General features: G+C 42.0%; 22 protein-coding genes, 4 tRNA genes and 2 pseudogenes. 13 read left to right on the top strand and 15 right to left on the bottom strand.

Going from position 1 to position 25,073, the window contains the following annotated elements; genetic code table 11:
- Positions 1-165: 165 nt before the first annotated feature.
- Positions 166-1,023: an energy transducer TonB gene (locus CDG62_RS04965; protein WP_087527408.1), complete on the bottom strand. Its 858-nt coding sequence runs from the start codon at positions 1,021-1,023 to the stop codon at positions 166-168.
- A gap of 260 nt (positions 1,024-1,283) precedes the next feature.
- Between CDG62_RS04965 and CDG62_RS04960 the strand changes: the two genes are divergently transcribed.
- The 5 genes from CDG62_RS04960 (at position 1,284) to CDG62_RS04940 (ending at position 5,410) form a co-directional block, all read left to right on the top strand.
- Positions 1,284-1,961, top strand: a complete 678-nt coding sequence (locus CDG62_RS04960; protein ID WP_087527407.1) for a hypothetical protein — start codon at positions 1,284-1,286, stop codon at positions 1,959-1,961.
- Between the two features lie 154 nt (positions 1,962-2,115).
- Positions 2,116-2,826 (top strand): DUF3108 domain-containing protein, encoded by a 711-nt coding sequence (locus CDG62_RS04955; RefSeq protein ID WP_087527406.1) that lies wholly within the window; start codon positions 2,116-2,118, stop codon positions 2,824-2,826.
- 91 nt (positions 2,827-2,917) lie between these two features.
- Positions 2,918-3,493 (top strand): xanthine phosphoribosyltransferase, encoded by a 576-nt coding sequence (locus CDG62_RS04950; RefSeq protein ID WP_004691243.1) that lies wholly within the window; start codon positions 2,918-2,920, stop codon positions 3,491-3,493.
- Positions 3,494-3,770: 277 nt separating this feature from the next.
- Positions 3,771-4,823, top strand: coding sequence for a sensor domain-containing diguanylate cyclase (locus tag CDG62_RS04945; protein WP_228254420.1), 1,053 nt, complete (start codon positions 3,771-3,773; stop codon positions 4,821-4,823).
- Between the two features lie 212 nt (positions 4,824-5,035).
- On the top strand, positions 5,036-5,410 hold the full coding sequence (locus tag CDG62_RS04940; RefSeq protein WP_087527405.1) for a hypothetical protein: 375 nt from the start codon (positions 5,036-5,038) through the stop codon (positions 5,408-5,410).
- A 41-nt stretch (positions 5,411-5,451) separates the two neighbouring features.
- Here the strand turns inward: CDG62_RS04940 and wrbA are convergent, their stop codons facing one another.
- A complete protein-coding gene (gene wrbA, locus CDG62_RS04935) occupies positions 5,452-6,045 on the bottom strand; it encodes an NAD(P)H:quinone oxidoreductase (protein ID WP_087527404.1) in 594 nt (197 codons plus the stop codon).
- A 115-nt stretch (positions 6,046-6,160) separates the two neighbouring features.
- Between wrbA and CDG62_RS04930 the strand changes: the two genes are divergently transcribed.
- On the top strand, positions 6,161-7,411 hold the full coding sequence (locus tag CDG62_RS04930; protein WP_087527403.1) for a YihY family inner membrane protein: 1,251 nt from the start codon (positions 6,161-6,163) through the stop codon (positions 7,409-7,411).
- 82 nt (positions 7,412-7,493) lie between these two features.
- On the opposite strand, the gene CDG62_RS04925 is transcribed toward CDG62_RS04930, so the two are convergent.
- Entirely contained in the window at positions 7,494-8,429 is a 936-nt protein-coding gene (locus tag CDG62_RS04925; protein ID WP_087527402.1) for a DMT family transporter, read from the bottom strand.
- Positions 8,430-8,533: 104 nt separating this feature from the next.
- Between CDG62_RS04925 and CDG62_RS04920 the strand changes: the two genes are divergently transcribed.
- The gene (locus CDG62_RS04920) at positions 8,534-9,346 is read left to right on the top strand and encodes an AraC family transcriptional regulator (protein WP_087527401.1); all 813 of its coding nucleotides are present in this window, start codon (positions 8,534-8,536) and stop codon (positions 9,344-9,346) included.
- Positions 9,347-9,399: 53 nt separating this feature from the next.
- On the opposite strand, the gene CDG62_RS04915 is transcribed toward CDG62_RS04920, so the two are convergent.
- From CDG62_RS04915 to CDG62_RS04890, 6 genes are all read right to left on the bottom strand, one after another.
- Positions 9,400-10,044, bottom strand: a complete 645-nt coding sequence (locus tag CDG62_RS04915) for a fumarylacetoacetate hydrolase family protein (protein WP_087527400.1) — start codon at positions 10,042-10,044, stop codon at positions 9,400-9,402.
- A gap of 42 nt (positions 10,045-10,086) precedes the next feature.
- Positions 10,087-10,584, bottom strand: coding sequence for a YcxB family protein (locus tag CDG62_RS04910; protein WP_087527399.1), 498 nt, complete (start codon positions 10,582-10,584; stop codon positions 10,087-10,089).
- 272 nt (positions 10,585-10,856) lie between these two features.
- Positions 10,857-10,933: transfer RNA gene (locus CDG62_RS04905), tRNA-Arg, on the bottom strand.
- A 275-nt stretch (positions 10,934-11,208) separates the two neighbouring features.
- Positions 11,209-11,285: transfer RNA gene (locus CDG62_RS04900), tRNA-Arg, on the bottom strand.
- Positions 11,286-11,333: 48 nt separating this feature from the next.
- Positions 11,334-11,410 (bottom strand) — tRNA-Arg (locus CDG62_RS04895).
- 14 nt (positions 11,411-11,424) lie between these two features.
- Positions 11,425-11,514, bottom strand: a tRNA-Ser gene (locus CDG62_RS04890).
- 264 nt (positions 11,515-11,778) lie between these two features.
- Between CDG62_RS04890 and rnr the strand changes: the two genes are divergently transcribed.
- The 5 genes from rnr to CDG62_RS04865 are packed head-to-tail and all read left to right on the top strand — an operon-like array spanning position 11,779 to position 17,950.
- Positions 11,779-14,217, top strand: coding sequence for a ribonuclease R (gene rnr, locus CDG62_RS04885; RefSeq protein ID WP_213070689.1), 2,439 nt, complete (start codon positions 11,779-11,781; stop codon positions 14,215-14,217).
- A gap of 56 nt (positions 14,218-14,273) precedes the next feature.
- Positions 14,274-15,155, top strand: a complete 882-nt coding sequence (locus CDG62_RS04880; protein ID WP_087527422.1) for a VanW family protein — start codon at positions 14,274-14,276, stop codon at positions 15,153-15,155.
- A gap of 52 nt (positions 15,156-15,207) precedes the next feature.
- Positions 15,208-17,250 (top strand): M3 family metallopeptidase, encoded by a 2,043-nt coding sequence (locus tag CDG62_RS04875; protein WP_171405731.1) that lies wholly within the window; start codon positions 15,208-15,210, stop codon positions 17,248-17,250.
- Positions 17,251-17,302: 52 nt separating this feature from the next.
- The gene (locus CDG62_RS04870) at positions 17,303-17,515 is read left to right on the top strand and encodes a YheV family putative zinc ribbon protein (protein WP_171054267.1); all 213 of its coding nucleotides are present in this window, start codon (positions 17,303-17,305) and stop codon (positions 17,513-17,515) included.
- Between the two features lie 12 nt (positions 17,516-17,527).
- A complete protein-coding gene (locus CDG62_RS04865) occupies positions 17,528-17,950 on the top strand; it encodes a hypothetical protein (protein ID WP_087527396.1) in 423 nt (140 codons plus the stop codon).
- Positions 17,951-18,369: 419 nt separating this feature from the next.
- On the opposite strand, the pseudogene CDG62_RS19815 reads toward CDG62_RS04865, so the two are convergent.
- The 6 genes and pseudogenes from CDG62_RS19815 to CDG62_RS04840 form a co-directional block, all read right to left on the bottom strand.
- A pseudogene (locus tag CDG62_RS19815) lies at positions 18,370-18,909 on the bottom strand (TRAP transporter large permease subunit); the annotation flags it as partial.
- Positions 18,910-18,974: 65 nt separating this feature from the next.
- A pseudogene (locus tag CDG62_RS04860) lies at positions 18,975-20,652 on the bottom strand (hypothetical protein); the annotation flags it as partial.
- A 181-nt stretch (positions 20,653-20,833) separates the two neighbouring features.
- Positions 20,834-21,406, bottom strand: a complete 573-nt coding sequence (gene rrtA, locus CDG62_RS04855) for a rhombosortase (RefSeq protein ID WP_087527394.1) — start codon at positions 21,404-21,406, stop codon at positions 20,834-20,836.
- Between the two features lie 70 nt (positions 21,407-21,476).
- Positions 21,477-22,514 carry a hypothetical protein gene (locus tag CDG62_RS04850; RefSeq protein ID WP_087527393.1) on the bottom strand — a complete coding sequence of 346 codons (1,038 nt, stop codon included), beginning with the start codon at positions 22,512-22,514 and terminating at the stop codon, positions 21,477-21,479.
- Positions 22,515-23,034: 520 nt separating this feature from the next.
- A complete protein-coding gene (locus CDG62_RS04845; protein ID WP_087527392.1) occupies positions 23,035-23,421 on the bottom strand; it encodes a protein YgfX in 387 nt (128 codons plus the stop codon).
- A gap of 5 nt (positions 23,422-23,426) precedes the next feature.
- Complete coding sequence (locus CDG62_RS04840; RefSeq protein ID WP_087527391.1) at positions 23,427-23,684, bottom strand: succinate dehydrogenase assembly factor 2; 258 nt, start codon at positions 23,682-23,684, stop codon at positions 23,427-23,429.
- 192 nt (positions 23,685-23,876) lie between these two features.
- Here CDG62_RS04840 and CDG62_RS04835 point away from each other — a divergent pair, with 192 nt between their 5' ends.
- Entirely contained in the window at positions 23,877-25,049 is a 1,173-nt protein-coding gene (locus tag CDG62_RS04835; protein ID WP_087527390.1) for an acyl-CoA dehydrogenase family protein, read from the top strand.
- The last annotated feature ends 24 nt before the right edge of the window (positions 25,050-25,073 follow it).

Raw genomic sequence — 25,073 nt, 5'->3', positions numbered from 1 at the left:
GATAATTATTTTTATTATCAATTCAAGTTTAAGGAGGTAAATTTAATTTATTGTTTTTTATAATTTAAAATGATTAAAAAACAAAACAAGAAAATAACAAATTGTTTTTAAAAAACTTATTAATTTAAATTAATTATAATAATTTCGCATAAAGAAGTGCACAGCTCAGTGCACTTCAAATTCTGCCTCTGCTGGGTCAAAACGCCATGTGCGCACAATACGTAGCTCAGAAATATCCTTCATTTTGGCATCAAATCCACCGAATGGTGCTGCCTTACGTACCGAGGCTTTTGCAGCTTCATCGAGCATTTCATGACCTGAACTATCAATCAGGCGTATAGCGCGAATGCCTCCTGACGCATTTAGAATCACCATTAATCGTACTTCACCTGCCAGTCGCTGCTGTTTAGCTGCTTCCGGATAGTAACGATTGCCATAAAATTCTACTTTCTGACGGAACTTTTCAAGATAAGCTGCCGAAATATCTTGCTTGGCTTGAATACCATCGACAGTTTTGATTTTTTGCTGACGACTAAAGTTTTGTTGGCGTTGTAAATATTGTGCTTCAAGACTGGCCACCATTGCAGCTTTAGCTTGAAACTGACTATTCATTTCTTCCATAGCTTTTTTGCGCTGGTTATCCTCAGCTTGTTTTTGCCAACTTAAAGTCGTCATCAACAGCTTTTCTTCAAAATTCAGTTCACGTTTTTGTTGGATCTGTTCTAAAGTCTCACGCTGCTCTTCGCCTGTGCTTTGCTCAAGCATCGGTGCAGGCATATCACTCGACATGCGATGTGACTCACGAAAAGTCCCTGAACCCTGTTGATCGGCTTGTGCCAAAAAATCTGCGTTTTCAATTTTTTGATCAGAAGGGCGCAAAGTAACAGCAATTTCTTTCACTGCCGCATCATTTTCTTGAGGCATAGTAAATTGCAGAGTCAAAATCACGAGATGCAAAAATACCGCCAGTACTACGGTCGCTGTAAAAATTGGGTCTTTCCACCAATTATGAGCCAAAGGCATTACATTTATTTTTCTAAGCATCACACCAAACCGACAATTTGTCTTGTTCTCCAAAGCGCAAGCGCGCAGTATAAAATAGACACAGTCTTCATTTTATTGCGTAGAATGAGACCTTGTGCCCTTTAGATTCACTGTTTCATAAAATCATGAAAATGGTGCAATTAATTTTGCTAAACTGCAAGGTTCATGAGCAGTATTTTTCAAACATTTCGACCAGAGATCTGATCGCTCAAACACGTTGATTAGCTAGGACGCCTCTTATGCAAACGCTTATTTCCAACATTTCTAATCGTTTACGCCAAGTTTATCAAAAGGCGGAAGGATTTATTGAGGATGAGCGCGAGTTTCCAATGTCTCAAGTCTTTTTAAATGCCACTTTTCAACGTTTTGTAACCGACAACGTAAAAATGTTGAAAGACCTGCATGCCGACTTACATGATGATTGGTTGCGTTTATATGCCACGCTCGACTATAACGGACTCAAACTCACGCTTTCGGTAGATTTAAAACTGGCACAAATGGAGTTAAATAAAAAAACGCAGTTAATCGTATTTGAGCAAATCAGCGATACCAGTGTTCTAGATGCTGAATATCCGACGGTTTTTCATAAAATGGGCGTACGCTGTGCTCTATTCTTTTATCAAAAAATCCTGAACCAAGACCCTTTAGGCATTATTTTAGAAAAACTGAATGTGATTAAAGTCAAAGATGATCTACTGCATTTGGATCTGAATCGCTGGTTAGGAAAAAATCGTTCTATTATCGATACCTTAGGTAAAGTCCATGTCAATCATGCCGTGTTGCGTGAAGCAGAATTAGTAGTGATCGGTAATGTCAACTTAACAGCGTTATTTAATAAGTTTTCGCAAACCTCGATCGATGACTTGATTGAACCCAATCTAGACGAAAGCACGGTCTCGCCAATTCGACAAAAATAACTCGGGATGCTGCGACTAAATGTGTCTTAAGGTGGGTAAAAGAAACATAAAACTACAGTTTGCCCTATGTTTCGAATTTTTTCTTCATCATCAACGTGCATAATATTTCTATGCAAAAAATTTGTGCCTACAACTGAATAGGAAACTTTTTCTTATGGCTAAATCAATGTTGAAAACAGTCGCAATGGCAACAGGGGTCAGCACCTTGCTATTTGTCGGTTTCTCAAGTCAAACCTTTGCCATGAGTCCATTCCAAGCCAGTTATCAATTTAACTATAATGGCAAAAACATGGGCTCAGCGACACGCACGTTATCAAAATCGGGCAGCAACTGGAGTTATGTCTTTGTCGCCAAAGCAGGAGGTATCGCCTCTGCAACCGAAAGCAGTCGCTTTAGTTTCAATGGCAAGCAAATTCAGTCCAGCAGTTTTAGCCGTAGTAGTAAAATTTTGGTGCATAACAACACCATGAGTATTAACTTCAATCCAGCAGCAAAAACCATCAATACCAAGAAAGACAAAGAAGCGCGTTCTTTCGCTTGGAAAGCTGGCGTACTGGATGAACTGAATGCTGAATTACAACTTCGTGAAGACATCAAAAATGGCGGTTTAAAATCGACTTATTATTTGGCCGATGCCAAAGAAGTGGAAGCACGTAAATTTGTGAAGCAAGGTTCTGAGTCAATCAAAACCGATTATGGCACCTTTGACACCATTAAAGTGGTTATGAAACATGATAAACCTGGTCGCGAAACCATTTTCTGGTTAGCACCTAAATTGGACTACCTTCCAGTCAAAGTCAGCCATGTGGATAAGAAAACATCCTATGGATTGCTATTAACGAGTTATAAAGGTGCAAGCAATTAGTCATTTTGACGAATTTTACTTGCATTTTTTCAGGTGCTTCCTAAAATACGCTTTTGCTTGAAAAAGCACCTGCCCCCTAGAGGATTCTCCCGTGTACGCACTAGAACAGAAAATCTTAAGCGAAGGTATCGTTCTATCTGATGAAGTTCTGAAAGTTGATGCTTTCTTAAATCACCAAATCGATCCGGTTATGATGCAATTAATCGGTAAAGAATTTGCTGCTCGTTTTAAAGATGCAGGCATCACTAAAATCATCACGATTGAAGCATCAGGTATTGCACCTGCAATCATGGCAGGTTTAGAACTGGGCGTGCCCGTTATTTTTGCGCGTAAATACCAATCTTTAACCTTAAAAGATGACCTTTACCGTTCAAAAGTCTTTTCGTTTACCAAACAAACCGAAAGCACGATTGCGATTTCAAATAAGCACATCAGCTCAGCAGACAAAGCTCTCGTGATTGATGACTTCCTGGCCAATGGTCAAGCAGCCTTGGGTCTGATTGACTTAATTCACCAAGCGAAAGCAGAAGTTGTTGGTGTGGGGATTGTGATTGAAAAATCATTCCAACCTGGTCGTGACATTTTGCTTGAAAAAGGCTACCGCGTTGAGTCTTTGGCACGCGTAAAGTCATTGGCAAATGGTACTGTTGAATTTGTTCGCGACTAATCACGGCATTCAACCTCAAAAAAGAGCACTTTAAGTGCTCTTTTTTTGTCACTCAGATGACCCGCAGGTCATCTACATGTAAATGCCATATTTGCGTTATAAGTTATTTTTAATTTCGAGTAAAAATATATCGTTTTTTTTTCAATTTAATTACACATTGAAGTTGGAGAAATGCAATTTCTATAGCATGATCAAATCTAAAAGGTAATGTCCACTTTCTAAGAGCAAAACAAACGAAGACTAAATTGGATACTATTTTATAGAGATACCGAATTGAATGATAAACAAGAAACAATTAACTGAACGATCATTTACCCCAAGCCAACTATCCGGCTTTGATGGCGTACACTCTATTCAGCTTCCCGTAGACTTCATTCACGATTTGAGTAAAGCAGACTCCTTGCAAGCTGTTTTAGATACCATTGCTTACTGGATTTCTCACGTGTTTGATGCAGATCGGGCCAGTATTACCCTGCAAGATACTGAAGAATACCTCAAGCTATATTCAATCTCAGGCAATCATGCAATTCCAATGGATTTTAAAATTCCGATTGGTCAAACCTTTGTCGGGCGCGTCTTTGCCCAATCGCAACTGATCATTTGCGATGACCTCGCTTTGTCAGATGAACTCGATTGTAAAATGCTTTCAGAGCACGGCATGGGAACCTGCATGGATGCGCCCATGATTCACAATGGCGTGTGTATTGGTACCTTAAATGTGGCAGATCAACGTAAACATCACTACACCCTCCAACAAGCGATTCTTTTACAGAGCCTCGCCACATGGTTAGCTTTAAACATTAAATTGCATTTACAAGTGCAAGAAATGGCGGTCTTAGCGTCTACAGATGAACTCACAGGAACCTTTAATCGTCGGGTATTTGTGCAAGAAAGTAATCAAACCATGCGGCATTTCAGCCATAGTCGCGTGCCATTTACAATAGGCATCTTAGATATTGACCATTTTAAACAGCTGAATGACTGTTATGGACATACCGCAGGTGACCATGTGCTGAAAAAGATGGCCAAACAAATCCACAGCATACTGCGTGACGAAGACTTTTTAGCGCGCATTGGTGGTGAAGAATTTGCGATTATTCTACCTGCCTGCTTAGGTGATGAAGCCATGCGGGTCTTTAAACGAATCTGTTCAACCATTGAGGCGATGGAAGTCCACTATGAACAAGAAGTGCTGTGTTTCACGGTCAGTATAGGGGTCGCTGAAGTCGGTAAACATGACGCTGATGCAGAGGATGTCTTTAAACGCGCAGATAAAGCCTTGTACTGTGCCAAACAAGCAGGAAGAAACCGAATTCACTTTGCCAACTAAACCATATTTAAAAACACAGCATAAAGTCCTTAAGAAAATTACACGTTTAATAAATATTATTGCTACAAGTTCAACTAAGATCTACTCTAGATTTAGTTGTTTAGATCTTTCAAATCAAAGCGCAAAACACGGTTGTTCTGCGCAACGTGTCATCCACACCGTAAAAGGGCGACTAGCTTCAATCACTGGTCATCCGAATAGGCCAATAGACTATGGAAAATACAATTCTCTGCCCCAAATGTGGCTCTAGTGAGGTTGAAAAGCGCAATCACGAGCAGCAACTGACTAAAATTGGAGGTGTATTGCTCAGTTCAGCAGGCGCAACTGCTGGTACTGTCGGTGGTGCAGCATCTGGGGCCTCTATTGGCGCTGCCATCGGCGCAGCGGCTGGGCCTCTTGGGGTGATTATGGGTGGCACCATTGGCACTTTTGTCGGCGCAGTCAGTATTGGGGTAACTGGTGGATTTTTAGGACATCGTTTTGGTAAAAAAGCAGGTGTAATTGTCGATAAAAATGTATTTCTTGACTATAAATGTCTCAAGTGCGGTACAAAATTTAAAGAGCAACATCTGACGCCAGCTCCATAAGAAAAAGCCCATCATTGATGGGCTTTTTTATGTCTCAATGACTAGGCGTGTAGTTTCTTCACAACTTCCCCAAGACGCTTACCTTGAGCTTCACACAGCACTTTTTCATCTTGGCTTAAACTCTGATCATGTCGAGGCCCACTAACATGGCTCGCACCATACGGTGTCCCACCTGTCTTCGTATTTGACAATGCCGGAATGGCATTGTTCAATCCTAAAATCATCATGCCATGATGAAATAACGGTGGCAGCATGGTCAACAACGTGCTTTCTTGACCACCATGCATCGAACCTGATGAGGTAAACACACAAGCAGGCTTGCCATGCAGTGCTCCATTGAGCCAAAGACTGGTGGTCTGATCGAGGAAATATTTCATTTCTGAAGCCATGTTGCCAAAACGGGTCGGTGAGCCTAGCGCCAAACCAGCACAGTTTGCCAAGTCCTCTAAACTACAATAAATATCGCCTTCTGCAGGAATACTCGGCTCTGCTGCCTTCACCACGGTCGCAATATTTGGCACTGTTCGAATTTTAACTGCAACACCGCTGGCTTCAATTCCATTTGCAATCAGATGTGCCATTTCACGGGTACTGCCGTATTTGCTGTAATATAAAACTAAAACATAGGTTTGCATGAATAGAGTTCGGAGACAGAAAAAATAAAACTATACGGTATTTTTCCTATTTTTTGGTTAAGCTTAGAGTGAAAAATGTAGAAAAGATGAAGAAAACAAAAGAGATACTTTGCCTATGTTAGAACAGTACTTAAGAAAACTTCCTTTCTATGAGAAAACTTGGTTTCAGTTCGTTTTATTTGTACTGCGCCGCTTTGAGGCCGATCGATGTCGTGAACAAGCGGGGGCACTAACCTATACCACCCTGTTTGCCGTCGTTCCGATGCTGACCGTTTTTTTGGTGATCATTTCCTCAATCAAAGCGCTTGAACCTGCACGACAGCAATTACAACAACTGATCTATAGTAATTTTTTACCGAAAACCACGATTGCTTTTGATAAGGCCTTAAATGCGTTTACCGATAAATCCAGTAATTTAACCATTATTGGAATCTTATTTTTATTTGTCACCACCGTCATGATGCTGACCAGCATTGAAAAAGTCTTTAACCGTATTTGGCGAGTCCGCGAAACCCGCGGCGGCATTATTGGTTTTATGCGCTATTGGACCATTATTTCTTTGGGCCCTATTCTACTCGGTAGTGCCTTTGTTATTTCATCGACAATGGCTTCCCTCAATGTTTTGAGCAATAATTTTGCAGGCTATGAACTCAATGGCGCATTTGTCCTGTGGTTGATTTCTTTCTTCCTAACTGTTTTAGGCTTTTTTATCCTAAATTGGACTATTCCAAACCGAAGTGTCCCGATTAAATCCGCTTTGATTGCAGGCTTATTTAGTGCCATCGTGTTTGAACTCCTGAAAAATTTGTTCGGCTTTATCATGTCAAACTTCACTAGTTATGAAGTAATTTATGGTGCCTTTGCTGCGATTCCTATTTTCTTATTATGGATTTTTTTGTCGTGGAATATTGTCCTGATTGGTGTTGAAATCAGCTACGCACTCACCGCATTTACTGCCCACAAAGAACAAAAGCGCCATCCTGTGATTATGTTGCTCGACCTGATGGAACTGTTTTATAAAAAGCAACAACACGGACTAAGTGTTTCCGATGATGAAGCTTTAGATGTTTTAGGAAGAGATGAAATTGGACGTTGGCCGAGTTATGTATTGATGCTTGAACAGCAGAACTTAGTTAAACGTACCGATGACAACCAATACGTGCTGGTGCGGAATTTATCCCAAGTCGATTTTTGGAGTTTCTATACTCAGCTTCCCTATCCATTACCGAAGCGCCGCGACTTAAACAACGTGCATCATGACGATCTTTGGATCAAGAAAATTGGTCCAGCATTAGTAGAATCAGATGATTACTTGGCAGCCAAACTTGCCATTCCGCTGTCTACAATTTTTGATGATAAATCTTAATACTTCATATAAAAAAACGTGTCCAAGACACGTTTTTTTATATTCTGAATCAAAGCAGTCTGAGCTCAAGCTTACTCTGTATTTACTGCAAAGCCACTTTAAATGCCTGTACATAATGCTTAATTTTATGATGCAAACTCACCACTACTACCCCCATCAACACAAAGCATGTTCCCACCAAAAAGTTGAGTTCTAACTGCTCATTGAGTAACACCACACCAAAGCACATCCCAAAAATCGGGGTCAAAAAAGAAAAGACGCCCAACTGTGAGGCCAAATATTTTTTCAACAGCCAAAACCAAATCAGATAACTGGCAAATGACACGACAACGGTATGGAAAAGCAAACTTGAAACGGATAATACAGACCAGTGAATCGTCGCTTGTCCCATGAAAAAAGCCACAGGCAATAACACTAAAAATGCGATAAACAGCTGATAAAACAAAGTTTGGGTCGCAGGTGCTTCAGCCAATTTGGTCAGCCGAACAGCGATCGTGGTGGCTGCCCATAAAATCCCTGCTAAAAGTGCCAAGACATCCCCCCATAAAGCCGATGTGACTAAAGCTTGAGAATCAGAAGGATGAAATAAAAAGGCGATTACAATTCCAAAGAATGCTAATCCAATTCCTAACCACTGTATGACCGACAAACGCTCAGACGGCAGTTTCCAGTGTAAACCCAATGCCACAAAAATAGGGGCGGTATACAATAAAACCACGGTATGCGAAGCAGAGGTAAAACGTAAAGCTTGCGCCACTAAAAAAAATTCGGCTGCAAATAATACCCCCACCAAAATGCCTGCAGGTAAGTAGTCTCGCCCCCATAAAGATGTGCCCTTTGCCAACCTAATCATGGGGTAAACCATCAACGCTGAGAGGCCTGAGCGAAGTGCAATTTGCATCACTGCAGAAATATCGGGGGCAGCAAGCTTTAACACCACTTGTTGTAATCCCCACAAAATACACAGCCCAAACATAATCCCTGAAGCCTTACTGTCCAGCACTTGACGACTACTCACGACCTGCTCCGCTGAAAAAGATCAAAGCTCACTATAGATTTGTCTGAAATAAAACATATAATTTAAAACAGACAATAGATCTTCTTATTCAGGCAATTTCAGCCATGCCCCAACGACAACAAAAAAAGAACGCGCCACTTAAACAATTACCGACCAATGACCATATTGATAAATTATTGTGGATCAGCTTCCGCGAGGACCCTGCGCAGTCGGTTTATCCTGTGCATGGACATGCATGGGGCGAATTTGTATATGCCTTTAATGGCGTAATGGAAGTGAATATTAACCAGATTGACTATCTTACCCCACCCCCTTATGGCATTTGGCTCCCACCAAATATAGCCCATAGCGGTTTAAATCGTACCGATGTTTCGCATGGCACCTTATATATCCATGAAAGCTTATGTACTCATCTACCTCAGCAAGCAGGTATTATGCTCAGCTCACCCTTAGTCTCAGCGCTTTTTAAGCACTTGAGACAACATAGCTTGCCAGATGATGCACCTGAGCACATGCGCTTACTCTATGTCTTGCTTGACCAATTACATCATGCAGAATTGGTCAGCAGTTATTTACCCCACTCTGAACACACTGCCCTAAAAAGCATTTTAGATTTTTTACATCTACACCCTGCGGACAACAGTTCTTTACAACAACTGGCAATACAGCACAATATGACTGAACGCACACTGGCACGTTATAGCCAAAAAGAACTAGGCATGTCATTGAATGAATGGCGACAGCGCTTAAAAGTCATGAAAGCCATGAGCATGCTGACGGAAGGAAAAAAGGTCGAAAGTATCGCGCTGGATTTGGGTTATGCCAATGCGTCGGCCTTTATTAATATGTTTAAACGCTGGATGGTATATACCCCCGATCAGTTCCGCAAACTGTACCATAGTCACCAACAACGCTAAAAAAAGATCACCGAAGTGACCTTTTGAATGATGTAGGTTTGAAAGTCTGCAAATTAAGCTTTGACAAAGGTATTCCAAGAATAGTCTTGCTTTTTACCTTTTAGGGTCATTTTCAACTGCTCACCCGCCTGTAGTGCAGCCACCCCAGCAGGTGTACCTGTCATGACCACATCACCTGCTTCCAAAGTGAAGACTTGGCTAATGTCGGCCAGCAAGGTCCCAATATCAAAAATTAAGTGTGCGGTATTGCCCGCTTGACGCAGCTCGTCATTGACATGAAAACTGTAATGCACATCATCCCAGTCCTGTACCACATCGGAAACAGCAACCCAGTCTGCCAGCACACACGAACCATCAAAGGCTTTGGCACGTTCCCACGGCTGACCTTTGCCTTTCAAATCATCTTGCAAATCACGTAAGGTTAAATCTAAACCTAAAGTCACAGCACCCACAGCTTGCAGGGCTTGAGCTGAATCTGTTGCTTTGCTGAGGCGATGGTCAATACGTAAAACCAATTCACACTCATAATGGCAACTACCCCATGCAGGATTCCAAGAAATACCCGCATCTAAACTAAGTAAACTGCTCGGTGGTTTGATAAACAAAACAGGACGATCAGGAATCGCATTGCCTAATTCTTTGGCATGGTCTGCATAGCTACGACCGACACAGACAATTTTAGATGGAATTGTACTCATGATCTTCCTCTGATTTTTTGATGGTGTTATGGAGCAAAATGCTTATTTTTTGAAAGTATTTTCAAATTTTGCTTGATCCGCACTATCGGCCAATGCACGCTTAGGCACAATCACCACAGTACGGTTTTTCAGCTCAAGCATATAAGTCAACTTGCCACTAGCAAACTTTTGTACTTCATTATAATGGACCACTTGCTTGCGACCATTGGCATAAATTTCCGCATAATCTTGGTATAGATCGATGCCTTGCTCACTTTTACCAAATTGATATTTCACAAATTGGCGCTTAAACATCATAGGCAGGAACCAATAGCGCATGAGAATTTGTAAAACCAAGAAAAATATACCCAATGCCACATAGTAACGACCGACGCCTGAGAAGCCGAGCATAAAGCCCCATACAATAATCCCGAAACTAATCAACGGCGTAATAAAACGCGTCATTTGCTTTTTACCAAAAGTCGCTAAGGCAAAACCATCTTGAGATTCTTCTAAAGTAAGGAAATAACGTGTCGATAATGCAGGCTTGTTCTCTGACATAGGGTCATATCAAATAGCTAAAAATATTGTGCTCAATACTACAACACAATCGATCATTTTTTTTAGAACTTTAATAGATCGATGTTGATTCGTTGATTATCAACTCAAGCCAAAGTAATCCCCATATAGCAAAGTAACATCATCAAACAGAGACGCAAGAAACAACTGCATACATACAACAAAAGATCCATCCATGCTATGGATTTTTACTGAACAGAAAGTGCAGGCACAAAAAAACCGCAACATGTGCGGTTTTTCAATATTAATCAAGTTGGTGCGCTCAGAGAGATTCGAACTCCCGACCCCTTAGTTCGTAGCCAAGTGCTCTATCCAGCTGAGCTATGAGCGCGACGTCTTGATGGGGTGAATTATACGTGAATCTTATTTTTTGTTAAGTCTTATTTTCATAAAATCCGATCAACTGCCCAGTTATTAAGCATAGTAGATATAAAACGCTGCATAAACCAACAGATTGATCATTCCATACAAACATAGCTGGGGGAATCACTCAAGAATAGCGCTTTATTTATATCGGATTTTTCTTAAGGAATGTATTACTGAAGTGAAGTACTACATTTTTTCAGACACAAAAAAACCGCAACATGTGCGGTTGATTGTTCAAGTTGGTGCGCTCAGAGAGATTCGAACTCCCGACCCCTTAGTTCGTAGCCAAGTGCTCTATCCAGCTGAGCTATGAGCGCATTACTTGTGTGCCAATTCAGGCGATACGTTACATACAGTTTACTTATTGGTGCGCTCAGAGAGATTCGAACTCCCGACCCCTTAGTTCGTAGCCAAGTGCTCTATCCAGCTGAGCTATGAGCGCGACATAAGTAAAGTTGGCGGTGAGAGAGGGATTCGAACCCTCGGTACAGTTACCCGTACGCATCCTTAGCAGGGATGTGGTTTCAGCCACTCACCCATCTCACCGTAACGTGCGGCCATAATACAAACTTCATGCTAGCACTGCAAGCACAGACACTCAATTTTTTGCATATTTTCGTTCAATTAAATACTTTTTAAACAATTTAGGGCAGATTCATCCGAATTTCTTCTTTTCTCTATATCTGCATGTTGAATAAAACAGCAGATATTCTAAATTACCGACATAAAACACAATATTGCAATCATTTGCGTGCAGTCTGTCTTCGCATGACTTATGCTAATCCTATCTACTGACATACAGCCAAAGACATTATGAAAAATTGGGTCGATCCTGAAGCAAAAGCTGAAGCTGAACGTTATGACAACCCTATTCCGAGCCGCACGCTCATTTTAGAAACCATCGAAGAAAAAAAGACGGCTTTATCACATGCGGACTTGGTCGAATTTTTTGAAATTGCAGATCAAAAAAGCATTGAAGCACTCAGCCATCGCTTAATTGCGATGGTTCGTGATGGTCAACTGATGAAAGATGGCTTCAAGTTTCAACTTGCCGAAGAGCAACCTGAACATGAAGCAACGGTTTACATTAACAGTAAAGGCTTTGGCACGGCGAATATTGCAGGGCATGAAGACTTACTTCTACCTGAACGCGAACTGCGCCAAGTGTTTAATGGTGACCGTGTTAAAGTTCGTCAAACCTCAGTAGACCGCAAAGGAAAAGCTTGGGGCTTTATTACCGAGGTAGTACAACACCGTGTGAAGCAAATCATTGGTAAAGTGTCGATACATGACGGTGAATACTTTATTCAGCCAGCAAATCCCAATGCGCACCAACCAATTACCTTAGAAAAAGAGTTAATCGAACACGCACAAGTCAAAGTGGGTGATTCGGTTCGTGTCGCAATTGATGACTACCCAACCAAAGATGAGTTAGCGACAGGTCATATTGTGCAATCCATGGCAGACAAGGCCGACACTGAAATTATTATTCCGCAAACCATTTTAGAGTTTGGTTTACCGTATGAATTCCCAGAAGAAGTGATTAAAGAAGCAGAAAGCTTTAAAGAGCCTTCAGCGCAGGACCGTGAAGGTCGTATTGACCTACGTGATTTAGCCTTAGTCACTATTGATGGTGAAGATGCACGCGACTTTGACGATGCGGTCTATGCAGAAAAACGTCCAGGTGGCGGTTACCGTGTAGTTGTGGCCATTGCAGATGTCAGCCATTATGTCCGTTCAGGCAAACCGTTGGATGATGAAGCCCAGGAACGCGGTACATCGGTGTATTTCCCGCACTTTGTTTTACCGATGCTACCTGAAGCCCTGTCGAATGGCTTATGTTCACTCAATCCACATGTTGACCGTCTGTGTATGGTCTGTGATTTAAACCTGTCCCGTGCCGGTCGCGTCACCAAGTTTGAGTTCTATCCATCAGTCATGCATTCAAAGGCACGTTTAACCTATACCAATGTTGCTCAATACTTTGAAGGTGACAGCAGCGCCATCCCAGAAGACCGTGATGTGCGCAAATCCTTAAACACCCTGTTCCAACTTTATCAAGTCCTCAAAGGTTTACGTGCAGAACGTCATGCTATGGAATTTGAAACCGTTGAAACCTACATGACCTTTGATGAGCTAGGTGGGATTAAGGAAATTTTACCGCGTACACGTAATGATGCTCACAAGCTAATTGAAGAATGTATGTTATTGGCAAACGTGGCTGCGGCTGAATATGCACTCGAACATGACGTGCCAATGCTATACCGTATTCATGAGCCACCTGAGTTCTCACGCATTCAAAAGGTACGTGACTTTGTCAAACTACTAGGTCTACCGTTCCCAGAACAGCCGACTCAGAAAGACTATCAGGCCGTAATTGATGCAACCAAAGACCGGATTGATGCGCCTAGCATCCATGCCGTGCTATTACGTTCGATGATGCAAGCCTACTACGGTGCGAATAACGCAGGTCACTTTGGTTTGGCTTATGAAGCGTATACACACTTCACTTCTCCAATTCGTCGTTACCCAGACTTGTTGTTACATCGTGCCATTAAAGCCAAGTTAAAGCATAAACCTGCGCCTCTTTCAGGGGCTGCTTTGGATGATGCGGGTCAACATTTCTCAGCAACTGAACGTCGTGCAGATGAAGCGTCTCGTTCTGTCACCACATGGTTGAAATGTCATTATATGCAGCAGCATTTGGGTGAAGAGTTTGTCGGCACCATTTCTGCCGTAGCAGAATTTGGTCTGTTTGTAACGCTCAAAGACTTATATGTTGATGGTATGATCCATGTCAGCCAACTGGGCGATGACTACTTTGTCTATGACCAACCAAGTCAGAGCTTGATTGGGCAAGCACGCGGTCAAAGCTTTAGCTTGGGCGATGAAGTAAAAATCAAAGTTGCAGCAGTGAATTTAGAAGATCGCAAAATTGATTTTGAATTATTGCAACAACTCTCACATGGTGGTCGGCCCATACGAAGTCGAGCACCCCGTGTTGGCAAAGCCAAAACAGCACGAAGCGAAAGTAAAGAAGAAGTCTTTAGCGAGTCGACAAACACCTCTCCCAGTAACAGTGGAGACCAGCCCATACGACGCAAAAAAGATAAATCCCAACCTAGCTCCTACAGCAAAAAGTCTGGTAAAAAATCTTCATCAAAGTCTGAAACAAAGGTTAAAGATAAAGTGAAGAAAAAGTCGAAACCTAAAAAGAAAAAATCCAACGCAAAAGCGAAAACTGAGTAATGGAAATAAAAGGTGCGAGAACGCAATGTTTTCGTACCTTTTTTCATAGGGCCAACATGAATTTTTTGCGTTTATTTTTAAGCAAACCCATCAGCCAATATCATCCCCTACTTTATTTCATGGCTACACGTAGCCGACGTATGATGCGCTATTGGCAGTGGAAAACAGATGGGAAAGACTATGCACATTCATTTTCTAACATTCCTTTGGCTTTTCGCGTCAAAAAGCATCAGTCCGTTCTAATTCGTAAATTAGGCGACAGTGATCAACACTGGCAACACAATAAAGTCATCAATCTCAAAATTGCCAGTCCATGTATTTCTGGGATTTTAGTCCATCCACAACAAACGTTTTCTTTTTGTCAGTTGGTGGGACAACCAACAACTCAAAAAGGCTATGTCGAGGGAATGGAACTTAGCTTTGGGCAAGCTCGTGGTGGTATTGGTGGCGGTATTTGCCAAATTGCCAACCTCATCCACTGGCTTGTCTTGCATAGCCCGTTACAAGTGGTACAACGTTCACAGCATTCCTTTGACCCTTTTCCAGATCATGGTCGAGTACTCCCTTTTGGGAGTGGCGCTGCAATTTTTTATAACTATATTGATTATCAATTTTACAACCCCACCCCACATAGCTTTCAAATTCGGCTTTGGTTTAGTGAGAAATGCCTAGAAGGTGAACTGCGCTGTTCCTCCGATTTAGGCTATGTCTACCATGTATTTGAGCAACAGCATGCCTTCCTTAAAATCGGGACGGATTACTATCGTCAAAACGAAATATGGCGACACCGCAAAGAAAAATATAAAAGCGGTGAAATCTTAGCAACTGAATGCATGACCCGTAACTTTGCCAAAGTGCTTTATCAGCCCTCACGCATTGATCAGCACTATGTATCATGGACTGAATTTCAAGCGACACAAAACATCAAAACCAATTAAAACTTGATTTCCCACGGTATCACCCTTACATCTAGTGATAACTCAACATTTTATTTGGCTTAACAGCATGACATTAGAAAAAGCAACTTTGCCTGTTCCACAGTTTGATCAAATTACCTTAGTACAACTCCAACAACAGATTGAACAAGCCATTCAACAGGGTCAACATTTCTTAAAAGATCTGACCTTGGTTCCTGAGTTAAATGAAGAGCAACTCGCCGTCTTAGCGCAAGTCGATACTCTAGAAAACAATATGAGCGAAGTGTGGGGCGTACTGTCTCACCTCAATGCCGTGATGAACAATACTGAAACCCGCGAGCTCTATCAGTCTTTATTACCTGCATTAAGTGAGTACTATACCGAACTGGGTCAGCACACCGTACTGTATCAAACCTATCAGCACATTCATGATGCTACACAATTTGATCACCTCTCAGAAGCCCAACAAAGCGCGATTAAACTTGCACTGCGCGACTTTAAACTGTCGGGCGTAGCTTTAGAAGGTGAAGCCAAAAAACGTTATGCAGAAATCTCAGCTCGCTTATCACAACTGTCATCGGACTTTTCCAACCATGTTTTGGATGCAACACAAGCCTACTTCAAACCATTAACGGAAGATGAACTGGCAGGCCTCCCCCAAAGCAGTGTTGAACTTTTAAAACAATATGGTCAACAACGCGAACTGGATCAACCCGTTGCCACTTTAGACTTTCCGTCGTATTTGGCGATTATGACCTACGCAGAAAACCGCCCTTTACGCGAAGAGTTATATCGTGCCTATACTACACGTGCATCTGACCAGTCTGAACATGCTGAGTTTGATAATACTGCCGTGATGGAAGAAATCTTAAGCCTGCGTCAGGAAATGGCAGCACTGTTAGGTTTCAACAACTATGCCGAGCTTTCATTGGCCAGCAAGATGGCGCCAAATGTAGCCACAGTCGATCAATTCTTACGTGATTTGGCTGAACATTCACGTGCCCCTGCGCTCAAAGAAGTAGCAGAGCTAAAAGCCATTGCCGCTGAAGATGGCATTGAAGAGTTAAAACCGTGGGACAGCACGTATTATTCGGAAAAACTGAAAGTCCAACAGTTTAATTTATCTCAAGAAGCGCTCAAGCCTTACTTCCCTGCACCTAAAATTTTGCAGGGCTTATTTAGTATTGTGAACCGTCTTTATGGGATTCAAATTGTGGAGCGTGAAGCCCCAGTGTGGCACCCAGATGCGCGCTATTTTGAACTCGAAGATCAAGGCACTGTGGTCGGTGGATTTTACTTTGACCTCTACGCACGTCAGGGCAAACGTGGTGGCGCATGGATGAGTGGTTTCCGCTCTCGTACCCAAACAACGCATGGCCTACAAAAACCGATTTGCTATATGGTGTGTAACTTTACGCCACCTGTAGGGGATCAAGCAGCACTACTGACCCACGATGAAGTGATCACATTGTTCCATGAATTTGGACATGGTTTACATCATATGTTGACAGAAGTTGACAATATTGCGGTTGCAGGCACACACGGTGTGGCATGGGATGCGGTAGAGTTGCCAAGCCAATTCATGGAGTTTTGGGCATGGGATACCGAAAGCTTAGACCTGCTCAGTGCTCATATTGAGACCCAAGAAACCTTACCAGAAAACCTTCTCAAAGCCTTGCTGGACGCACGTTTCTTCCAATCAGGCATGCAAAGTTTACGTCAAATTGAGTTTGCCCTGTTTGACCTCAGCATTCATAAAGCAGCTCCTGCTTTGAAAGCGGATCAAGTCCAGGCCACCTTAAATGAGATCCGTGCACAGTATGCTGTTTTAGAAACTACCCCTTATAACCGCTTTCAACATAGCTTCAGCCATATTTTCGCAGGTGGCTATGCGGCGGGTTATTATTCTTATAAATGGGCGGAGGTTTTGGCCAGTGATGCCTTCGATCGCTTCGAAAATGAAGGAGTTTTTAACACCACCACTGGCAAAGAATTTCGCCAATTTATTCTAGCAGTTGGCGGAAAAGATACAGCGCTTGATGCATTTATCAATTTCCGTGGACGCGAGCCAAAAATAGATGCTTTACTTCGTCATCAAGGTTGGACGAACCGCTAAAAAAGTGAGTAAACTAGGCGCCTAAATTGTTCAGAAGGTAAGTCTAATGACTATTAAACGTCGTTTCATTGCAGGTGCAAAATGTCCTAAATGTCAGGCGATGGATCGCGTTGTTATGCTTACCTCGAATGACGATGAATGGATTGAATGTATCGACTGTGGTTATTCTGAAAATCGTCCAACTCATGTAGACGAGCCTCAGATCCCAGCTATCCCCGACGAAGTTGGGGTCATTCAATTTAAACCACGTCAATCCAAAGAATAAAGGTTGAATCGAATGTCGTCCGCACAACAACACAACAATCCTAAATTACTCTGGGGTATTACAGCAGGTTTGATCGCAATCATTGCGATTTTCGCACTTTATCAGTGGTTGTTTGCTGCACAAGAGCCTGCAACACCAGTGCACCAAGCAGAGTTGATTCAACCAACCGTGAAGGCTCTTCCAGAAGCTGAAAAAGCAGCTTCAACTGCTATGGCTGACAACACCATTAAATTGGTCGAAGAAGATATTTTAAAAGCACCTGTACCTGAAAATGCCACACTTGCAAAAGAAGAAGTCGCGAAACTGGATGATATTCAAAGCCAGTTGAAAGAACAGGAAAAAAGCTTACAAGCACAGCACAAAGATGCCGATGAACTCGTAAAGCTCAAAGAAGAACAAATTAAACTGTTAGAAGCCCAATTGGCTGCTCAGTAAAATACGGTTGTTATTTTTAAGGACGTTAGCCTATCGACAGATACGCTAACGTCTTTTTGCCCTGCTGTTTCAGTCATTTTTACAATCAGCACCAAGCGATTACACAACTCATTATTCTTAGCTACCTCACTCCATGAATGACATTGCATTTGTTATAGACCTACTCCTAGCTATACCAAGAGCTTCTTTTAGAAGGACTTTATGGGCCGATTAATTCGTTTCATTGAGCTTAACTGCGGGCTGATTTTTTAAGATGGGACGCTTAACAATATCGTTGTATGTTGCTTTGATATCCGTGGCATTTTGTATGGGTAACTTCTACAAAAGAAACTATTTTCCTGACCAGCATCGTCAATAAAATCTAAAGTATAAAAAAGCATCCGAAGATGCTTTTTTAATGTTCCAAGTTTATTTAAATCTTAGTGATACCAACCGAATAACTTAAAGAAGTATGGCACATAGGCAATGATCAGCATTGCTGGGAATAGTACAATTAAAGGCAAAATCCAGCGCTCATAACGATAATAGAAAGACAAATGACGCACTTCCTCATCAGCCTCATTCACCTCGGCATCACCAATGGATTGCCTTGCTAAAAGATGATTGAGTGCCACAGGCGGTGTCACATAGCCCAACTCAAAACCAATCAAGGTGATCATCCAGAAATGGACAGGATGAATACCATATTGATAAGCCACAGGTGCAACCGTCGCAGAAATCAAAATCACGGCGCCAAACGGATCCATAATCATCCCAACAAAGACCATCAACCCCAAAATCAGAGTAATAACCAAGAACGTACTGCTAATATCAGTCGGGAAGAAACTCATTGCCTCCGTACGTTCAAGCAATCCCCCCACACTTACCGACAGTGCCATTAAAATGACTAAAGCACCAATATGTCCAACGGTTTCACTGGTCGAGATATGCATCGATTTCCAAAAACCAACTTGGCGTAATACATCCATAGTGCTCGATTGAACCACCCCATGATTCACCACCTGTCCATCATCTACAGCATTGCCATGTAATCCTTCACGGTATTCTGCATGGGTAACTTGCGCACCCGCTAAGGCAGGCTCAGTACTTGAATTATAATTTGCACTGAGTGTCTCATCCCAATGACCAACAGCAGGCAAAGGTGCAGGCTGATGACGCAATTTATCAAACAACACGATCATCAATAAAATAACAGGCATCATGACTGGTGCGGTAAATTCATTTAAATTAGTGTCTAATAAGTATTTATAGAACATCCACGTGAGTACAAAAATCACGATATACGGCACAACCGCTAGAAAAGCACGCCCAGATTTAGGCGCTGCCAAACTCGGTGCCGCGATGCGAAATTTACTCTCTGCAAAGAATAGTGAAACCACTAAAAATAGCGTTGATGTTAGTAGGAACGTATACACACCATATTGATAAAGTAAGTCCGTCGTGACTTCTTTATTTAACGATGCCACTACTACAATCAATAAACACGGACGTAGCACGACACCTAGCGAACCAGACATTGCTGTTGCAGCGAGAGCAAACTGGCGACGACCACCCGCATTCCAGACTTCTTTATAAATAATCGCCCCTGCTGCAATGACAAAGATCCCTGAAGCACCTGTATATGCAGTTGGTAAAGCCGCAGCGATTAAAATCAACCATGTGAGTGTTTCAGGTGCCAAATTCCATGGACGTAAAATATTTAAAAATAAATCCACAACACGGGTTTGTTTCAGTAACATCCCCGCCCAAATAAATAATGCTAAATTTAGGAAAATACTGGAGAACTCAACCAATTGGCCCAAGTAAATTCCTTGCCCCATTGGATAGTCCATGAAGAAAATAAATGCCACACCCGTAATCACCGCCATGTAGGCATACAGAGGGACACTCAAGAAAGCAAAGCCTAGACGTCCGCCAGCTTTAGCCTCTTTCGGTGGGCTAAACAGCTGCCACACACTTATCAAGGTAAGTACCGAAAACAGAATCATCCACAGCCAATAAATCAGCTGAGTTTCCCCATTCATCGGCACACCCGAGTCTTTCACTGAGTTAAATTGACTCATGCTTGAGTAGGTTAATAGACCATTACCCAAAGTCATCAAGAGACTATAAACCCGATAATCCAGCTTGGTTGCAGGACCACGTAAACCAATATGATGGATTTTTAAGGTGGCACTAATCGCAGCTAAGACCACCATGAAAATCAATAGAATGGCGCGATTTTCTGTTCCGAATTTAAAAATACCGAAAAAGGTGGTTTCAAAGTTACGATAGGCACGAATACTTGGGTGTGCATCCATATGTTGCATGGCTTTATCATAAAACTGATACTTTTCTTCACACTGCTGCACACCCGCCAAAATGGACGCACGCACATCCGCTTCCGAAGCCGTACCAAAAAAGTCTGCGAACTCATCTGCAGCGTTGGCTTGCATTTGGGTTTTGACCATAGCATCCACATTAGGCTGACGATTACACTCTGGCTTGGCAGGCTCTGCCCTTAAAAAAGAATACTGCATACCTGTGGCTGGATCGCCATATAAGCGTTCACCCATACGCAACAATTGGCCATGGATCATTTCACCTGTACCAATTAAAAGCGTAAGTAACAGTAAAATCAGAATGACAAAAGTAGAAATCCACTCGGTCCATATATACTTCAGCAGATCGAGTCCTGATCTGCGCTGTCCATGATTCTGCATGTTGTTTCCTATTTTTATTACAGTTCTGTCTAGCGTATACACCGTAGAACATGTCGTATTAATCGGCTCGAGCTTGTCCTTACTCTATGCCTTTAGATTTTTGTTTTGTTTATCTTTGCATCAAATTTATATTTTTGAATATGACAATCTAGATTTTCTTTTTAGAATTTAGGTCAATCCTCTATTCATCAAATAGATTCACCCCGATTAAATATAAAGCTGCAATCACAATCCCCCAGATCACGCCCAACAAATGCGCTTCGACCAAAACAGGACTACCGATCAGTTCAGCCGTCGTGCTCCCACCAAAGGTGTTTTCCCAAATCAGTTTGCCCAAAATGAGAAACAGCACCAAACTCGCAAACATCCGTTCCTTACGGTACAGCAAATGGACAATGGCTATCACAGTAAACATCCCATGCAACACACCAGACAGTCCTGCATAGGCTTCAATATCCGCCAAAAAATAATAAAAACTAAGACTGATCAACGGCGGTAAAATCAGCAATAGCGCCACAAAATGCCAGACGCGTGCGCGTGGAAAAATAAAAGGCAAACACATAAAAGCCAGCATATTGAGTGCAAAATGGATCCATCCCACATGCACCCAGTGCGCTGTCCACAAGCGCCAAATTTCAGGAAAAATATCAACCCGCCAATAAATAAATTGATCTTTAAAAATCTGTAGGCATGCCGAGAGCGACACGACAAACGCAATCAAAATAATTTTTCGAGTCAGAAATTGATCATGCATCACATATCCTTATTGTGTTGCTCATTCATTATTGTTATTTTTTCTGCACTTCAGCTCAGTTTAAAAATGGTTAACTTTCACTAAACAGCTCATCTAGCTCAGAGCGGTCTTCTTTTTCATCCCAGAAATGCGCCATACCACCATCCCCAGTTCGTGTTCCCGTGTGTTCAGTCCAATAACGATCTGAAATCCCTTGGACCATACTCGAGGCCATACTATCAATCAGTTTAAATTGAGGATTGCTCTGCTTTTCCTCGCTATAGGAAGTCGCATAGCTTTTCAATGCATCACGGATTTTGGCATCGTCACCACTGGCTTGAGCCGCTACAGCATACATTGCATGAGATAAACGAACCCCTTTTTGCTCTCCGATTTGCATCGATTGTTTCAAGGTCTGATACGGATCAGGTTTACCCTCACCCGCACCTGGTAATAAGGTCCAAATCACCGCACGTGTTGCATTCGGCGCACCCCAAAATTTTTCATTGTCTAGACATACCATCCCACGCTCAACAATAGCCGCAATGTCTTTAGGAACATTGACTGCACCACCTGAGTTAATATCATTGGTCATAGCTTGTAGCCCACTCAACATTCCCAGCAGATACACAGTCTGATCCAGATCGCTGTTCATTCTTGGACAGCCTTCACCCAATGGTTTCTTATATTTCTTTTCCCAGCGGTTTTGAAAAAGCTGATAGCCAGTATATTGGCGTTGTGCTGCAGTCGCCGCCCAACGCTTTTGTTCAATCCGAGCATCCTGTGCTTCAGAGACATTGCCCGCTTTCGAGGCACGTAAATAACGTAACTCAGCCTCAAGCGCCTGATTTTCCGCACAAATACCTGATGCTGAATAAAGTAGAACGGCAACACGCGTTGGATCTGCCCCCATATCTTTGGTCGACATAATCGCAGGCGTCAAAGCATTGCCTGAGTTACACACCATCTCAGCATCTTCCATGGCTAAGATAGGCGGTACAATATGTTTTTCACTAAACCCGAGCGCAACATTGGCGCCTGTTTTAACCACTTGTGAACAACCCGAAAATAATAAACTTGTAAGCGCTACAACAGCCACACCTTGGCCTATTTTTTGGACTTGCGACATTTTCCTGTCCTCTATTTGTATAATTGTATGTGTCCATGCTGACAAACATAGCAGAAGCATTTTCCGAAGAAAAGAGTATTTACTCTAAATCAGACCACTACTCTGCCATGAAATAAAAAGCGGAAAATTGACTAAAATGACGCCTCAACTTTTTTTTAGGCAAAAAAAAGTAGCATAGCGACGGTTCGGCACATGCTACTTATCAACTGGGAAGCCTAGCTAGGCTTTGTTTGGTGCAAATCGTTCCTTCAGCACAGTTCCTAATCGTCCTATAACAATCGCTAACACAATTGCTACCACTAGAAACATCCAAGTTGGGATCATCATACGATTTTCCTTGTTTGCTGTTGGTGATTTGAATGTACATTTTAAGATCAAAAATCTGTAGAAAAGTTGTCTGACAATCCTAAAAAGCACATCAATTTCTTCAGATATGTCAGACAAAGTGAGATGAGATACGTATATATGTATTATTTTTCAATTAATTAAATAAATTGTGAAAGTTGAAATTGTCCAACAATTATTGCATTTTGGTGAGTATTTTCAGGGCTTTCCATTGTGGGATTGGTAGCTGATCACACCAAACCAACATCGGTTTTGCTCTAAAGTGTTGAAAATAAATCACAATATAAGCGCGATGATCCACAATATGACTGATCTGTACCCGCTGTACATTGGTTTGTTTCTGATGTGACAAAGACCAATCACGACCATCTAAATGCTGAAGCTGAAAATGTTGCGGCCCACGTAGAAAAAACAAATACAGCACAAAGCCAGCAACTAAAGCGATCAGCCACACTCCTAAAGGAAGTAGCTGATACAGGACAAACATTAGAACGGCATAAATCGACAACTGAAACACATAAGCCACACGACTGGGTTTAAGTTGAAAATAACGATGTTCCATTGCACTTATCCGTGTACATAGTGTTTTAATTTTTGAATCAAAGTTTTCATTTCAGAATGCGGTGGCTCAGAGACTTCCATAAACCAATCCAGCAAATCTGGATCTTCCTGTTCAACCAAAGCAGCAAACATGGCCTTTTCCGCAGGATCCGCCTGAAGATAATAATTCTTCACATAAGGGTCAAAATACACATCAATTTCTTTTAAACCACGACGTGCGCGATAGATTACTTTACGTTCTTCCAAGCTCATTTCTTCAGTCATTACATTCCCCAGATGAATTGAAACAGCTTAGTTTAACCGATCACACCTCACTCGCCACTAGTTAAATGTCGCAATTTTAACAACTGGCAAAACTCATCAAAAAATCAAATAGATTTGAGCATTCAGTCCATTGTCGCATGTCCTACTTTTCACTAATCTGTTATCAAAATAACAACATCAGGATGAGCTTCCATGCAATCAGGCGCAATTCGCCCTTTAAACAATATGCTGCCGCGCAACTTATTTAATGCTGAACATGAGGCATTTCGAGAAACAGTTAGAAAGTTTTATGCCAAGGAAGTCGTTCCAAATATTGAAAAATATGAACAACAGCAGCATGTCGATCGTGAGCTATGGAATAAAGCAGGCGCCATGGGTCTACTGTGTGCCACCATGCCTGAAGCTTATGGTGGCTCGGGTGTAGACCGTTTGTACAGTATGATTTTGATTGAGGAACAAGCCTATGCCATGGATTCCTCGACAGGGTTTTCACTACACTCGGACATTGTCGCAAACTATATCAATAACTTTGGCAGTGAAGCACAAAAAAATTATTGGTTAACACGGATGGCTTCAGGTGAAACCGTCACCGCCATTGCGATGACTGAACCTGGCACAGGCTCAGACTTGCAAGCGGTACGCACAACAGCTGTTTTAGACGGGGATGACTATATCATTAATGGTTCTAAAATCTTCATTACCAATGGCTATCTGTGCGATATGGCAATTGTGGTGTGTAAGACGGGCGACAGTGAAAAAGGTTCAGCCAACCTCTCATTAATCATCGTTGAAGCTGATCGTGCAGGCTTCAGTAAAGGAAAACCACTTAATAAAATTGGTATGAAAGGACAAGACACCTGCGAATTATTTTTTGATCATGTCCGAGTTCCCAAAGAAAATTTACTGGGCATGGAAGGCATGGGCTTTATGATGCTGATGAAAGAGCTGGCTTGGGAGCGTATGTTGGTGGCAATTATCTGCCAAGCCGGTGCAGAAGCAGCACTAGCGCATACGGTTCAATATACCAAAGAGCGCAAAGCTTTTGGAAAAACGATTTCAAGTTTTCAAAATACCCGTTTTAAACTGGCGGAGTTACGTACAGAAATCGATTTTTGCCGCACTTACCTCGACCGTTGTATGCAATTACAACTGGAAGATAGTCTCGGTATTGATGCCGCGGCAGCAGCCAAATATAAAATTTCCGAAATGTTTTCTAAAGTTGTCGATGAATGTCTACAACTGCATGGTGGTTATGGCTATATGATGGAATATCCGATTGCACGAGCCTATCTAGATAATCGTGCCAATCGTATTTATGCAGGAACCAATGAAATTATGAAAGAGTTAATTTCCCGTTCACTCTAAGACCAAAAAGCCTATCTAACGATG

The sequence above is a fragment of the Acinetobacter sp. WCHA55 genome (assembly GCF_002165305.2).
Lineage (GTDB): Bacteria > Pseudomonadota > Gammaproteobacteria > Pseudomonadales > Moraxellaceae > Acinetobacter.
This window is presented reverse-complemented; position numbering and strand designations above follow the sequence as displayed.

Coding starts and splice junctions, on each gene's coding strand:
- CDG62_RS04865 (WP_087527396.1), top strand. CDS start 17,528: ATGTCGTCCGCACAACAACACAACAATCCTAAATTACTCTGGGGTATT.
- CDG62_RS04840 (WP_087527391.1), bottom strand. CDS start 23,684: ATGACTGAAGAAATGAGCTTGGAAGAACGTAAAGTAATCTATCGCGCA.
- CDG62_RS04835 (WP_087527390.1), top strand. CDS start 23,877: ATGCAATCAGGCGCAATTCGCCCTTTAAACAATATGCTGCCGCGCAAC.
- CDG62_RS04845 (WP_087527392.1), bottom strand. CDS start 23,421: ATGGAACATCGTTATTTTCAACTTAAACCCAGTCGTGTGGCTTATGTG.
- CDG62_RS04920 (WP_087527401.1), top strand. CDS start 8,534: ATGCCCCAACGACAACAAAAAAAGAACGCGCCACTTAAACAATTACCG.
- CDG62_RS04955 (WP_087527406.1), top strand. CDS start 2,116: ATGGCTAAATCAATGTTGAAAACAGTCGCAATGGCAACAGGGGTCAGC.
- rrtA (WP_087527394.1), bottom strand. CDS start 21,406: ATGCATGATCAATTTCTGACTCGAAAAATTATTTTGATTGCGTTTGTC.
- CDG62_RS04910 (WP_087527399.1), bottom strand. CDS start 10,584: ATGTCAGAGAACAAGCCTGCATTATCGACACGTTATTTCCTTACTTTA.
- CDG62_RS04965 (WP_087527408.1), bottom strand. CDS start 1,023: ATGCCTTTGGCTCATAATTGGTGGAAAGACCCAATTTTTACAGCGACC.
- CDG62_RS04945 (WP_228254420.1), top strand. CDS start 3,771: ATGATAAACAAGAAACAATTAACTGAACGATCATTTACCCCAAGCCAA.
- CDG62_RS04915 (WP_087527400.1), bottom strand. CDS start 10,044: ATGAGTACAATTCCATCTAAAATTGTCTGTGTCGGTCGTAGCTATGCA.
- CDG62_RS04850 (WP_087527393.1), bottom strand. CDS start 22,514: ATGTCGCAAGTCCAAAAAATAGGCCAAGGTGTGGCTGTTGTAGCGCTT.
- CDG62_RS04940 (WP_087527405.1), top strand. CDS start 5,036: ATGGAAAATACAATTCTCTGCCCCAAATGTGGCTCTAGTGAGGTTGAA.
- CDG62_RS04960 (WP_087527407.1), top strand. CDS start 1,284: ATGCAAACGCTTATTTCCAACATTTCTAATCGTTTACGCCAAGTTTAT.
- wrbA (WP_087527404.1), bottom strand. CDS start 6,045: ATGCAAACCTATGTTTTAGTTTTATATTACAGCAAATACGGCAGTACC.
- CDG62_RS04880 (WP_087527422.1), top strand. CDS start 14,274: ATGAATTTTTTGCGTTTATTTTTAAGCAAACCCATCAGCCAATATCAT.
- CDG62_RS04930 (WP_087527403.1), top strand. CDS start 6,161: ATGTTAGAACAGTACTTAAGAAAACTTCCTTTCTATGAGAAAACTTGG.